The 2,849-nt window shown below is 41.3% G+C and carries 2 protein-coding genes; one reads left to right on the top strand and one right to left on the bottom strand.

Features of this window, described 5'->3' with window-relative positions:
- On the bottom strand, nt 1-837 hold an 837-nt coding region (gene dndD / locus PX484_RS13930; RefSeq protein WP_288104307.1), incomplete at its 3' end, for a DNA sulfur modification protein DndD.
- 374 nt (nt 838-1,211) lie between these two features.
- Between dndD and PX484_RS13925 the strand changes: the two genes are divergently transcribed.
- Nucleotides 1,212-2,849, top strand: a 1,638-nt coding sequence (locus tag PX484_RS13925) for an alpha-keto acid decarboxylase family protein (RefSeq protein ID WP_288104306.1), incomplete at its 3' end; no start/stop codon positions are given.

Raw genomic sequence — 2,849 nt, 5'->3', positions numbered from 1 at the left:
TTTATCTAAATCCTTTTTTCTGCTCTCTAATTGACTTCTTTCGGCGGCAATTTTTCCGCCATCAATGCGAAATTTATCCGAGACTGCATCAAAATCATTTCTAACCAAATCTAAATTTTTTTGTTGAGTTTCCATCTCTTGCCGAGCCAATTCTAAATCCTCTTGGTACTGGGCTAATTTTTTCTCGATAGCTTCAATAGTTGCCAGTTCATTCTCTGCCGCTAATAACCTACGCTTGCGACTAGCTAAAATATCAAGATCAACTGCTAATCTTTCCGCTAATTCTAACCCTAATAAAGTCTGCATCGAATCCTTAACACTGTCAGGAGGTACATCCTGTTCTGCCAATTCTTTTACCTGTTCCCCATCAAATAAAAACAGGTTAGAAATACCCAAAGGTAATAAAGTTTCAATATATTCATCCCAAGTATTAGCTAAGGCAGGATCAGGCCAATCTTCATCTAAAATACCGAGGGTATCCTTACCATCTTTGGGCTGTTTTGTCCAGTATCTAACGATACGATATTGTCGCCATTGTTCATTAACTAGATGTTCAAAAGCCAGTTCAATTCTAGCTTGATCGATGAGGGAAGCTTGATGATTAACTGCTTGACTGAGAAACTCGGCATAACTTAAATTATTGCGAGTAGAACATTTAGCCCGCGCACCGTACAAAGCCAAACGAATCGCATCCATTAAAGTAGTTTTGCCGCCGCCATTCATGCCTCCCAAAAGGATAATTGGACAGGGATTGTTGTCTTTTTCGGGACGTAAATTAATCACTTGACGACCGGCGTAGGGACCGAAATTTTGCAAAACTAATTCAGTAAAAATCATTAACAGTCAGCCTTAGTTAAGTCGAAAGTTTTAGGGAATCTCCTGTAAAAATTATACCAGAAAAAGTGCCGCAGATATTTTTTTACACCCCAGAGAAAAACCCCAGATTTTATACTATAGCATTGATCACCATCGCCTAGATATAATTAGGGTCTGCGGAAAAAACTCTAAGATCCCCCCGCCTGTCGGCACCCCGCTTATTAAGGGGGGCAGGGGGGATCGAGTGCAAAACCTATCTTCTATTTAATTGCAAACAGCTACTTAATTAAAGTCTGCTGATTGTTACTTTCCAGTTTATTACTGGGCATGAGCCTATTTTTTGAAAAAATCGTTATGATCGGCGTGAAAGTGCCAACACAGGGGAGAAAATTGCTATGATCACGATCGGCGAATATTTATGCCAGTGTCTCCATAGTTTAGGGGTTAATCATATTTTTGGGGTGCCGGGGGATTATGTCCTCGATTTGATGGATGTTTTGGTGGAAAGTCCGATCGAATTAGTTTGCACCTGTAATGAGCTTAACGCGGGTTATGCCGCCGATGCCTACGCGCGAGTCAAAGGTATGGGCGCTGTCTGTGTCACCTACGGAGTCGGGGGGTTTAGCCTCGTTAATGCTGTGGTCGGTGCTTACGCTGAAAGAGTTCCCTTGGTGGTAATTAGTGGGGCTTCCGATCGCTCGATTCGCCGGGATAATTTATTATTACACCACACCACGGGCGATTATAATCTGCAATTGTCCATCATGGAAAAAGTCACGGTTGCCTCGGTTATTCTCACTAATTCTGCCCAAGCAGCCAGTCAAATCGATCAAACTTTAGCCGCTTGTTTGCATCACAAACGTCCCGTGTATATCGAAATTGCCCGGGATCTAGTCTATCGTCCCTGTATCCCCTCAGAAAAGCCAATTTATTTAACCGATAATCTCACGGATGCCGCCGCTTTAGAAGAAGCCATTGAAGAAGCGGCTTTTTTATTAGAAAAAGCGGAAAAACCAATTATTTTAGCAGGGGTAGAATTCCATCGGTTTAAACTCCAGGATAAGTTGCTGAAACTTTTAGAAGTAACGGGTTATCCCTTAGCCACCACTATTTTAGGTAAGTCGTCAATTTCGGAAATGCAGCCGCAATTTATCGGCACTTATGTGGGGGCATTAAGTCGCGAATACGTTAGTCAACGGGTGGAAAATGCCGATTGTGTCCTCTGTTTAGGGGCGATCATGTCCGATATGAATTTAGGCGGATTTACGGCTAATTTAAATCCCAATAATTTGATTAATGCCAATTCCGAGAAGATCAAGATTAAACATCACTTCTATCAACCAGTATTCCTAGGGGATTTTATCGAGGGTTTAATTAATAAGCTAAGTCACAAAGAAGCGGCTACACTAGAGATTAAACCTGCGGCCGAATTGAAGAATTTAGAATTCATCGCCGTGGCAGAGCAAAAATTAACTAATGCTCGTTTTTATGAGCGAATGAATCATTTTATCGCTCAAGAATCTTTTGTTATTTCTGATACAGGGGACGCAATTATTGCCACAATTGATTTATTAATGCCCCAAAAAACCGACTTTATTGGTCAAGCATTTTATCTCTCTATTGGTTATTCAATTCCCGCCTGTTTAGGAGTAGCTTTTGCCGCACCAAATACTCGTCCTATCGTCTTTGTGGGTGATGGTGCTTTTCAAATGACCGCCCAAGAACTTTCGACAATTATCCGTCACCATCTCAATCCAATTATCTTTTTAATTAACAATGATGGTTACACGATCGAGCGGGTAATTCAGGATAATATTTATAATGATCTACAACCGTGGAAATATCACCAATTACCGGCAGTATTTAACGGGGAAAGTTGGAGTTGTCAAGTCAGGACAGAAGGGGAATTAGAAAAGGCTTTATCGATTGCCCAGGGTAACATCGATCGCCTATCATTTATTGAAGTACATCTCGATCGTTTTGACTGTTCCCAAGGCTTAACTCGTTTAGGTCAAGCTTTACGTTCACCCCAT

It is taken from the genome of Microcystis sp. M49636_WE2, assembly GCF_030065375.1.
In the GTDB taxonomy this organism is placed as follows: domain Bacteria; phylum Cyanobacteriota; class Cyanobacteriia; order Cyanobacteriales; family Microcystaceae; genus Microcystis; species Microcystis aeruginosa_C.
Note: the sequence above shows the minus strand (reverse complement) of the source record. Positions and strands in the feature narration are given on the sequence as shown.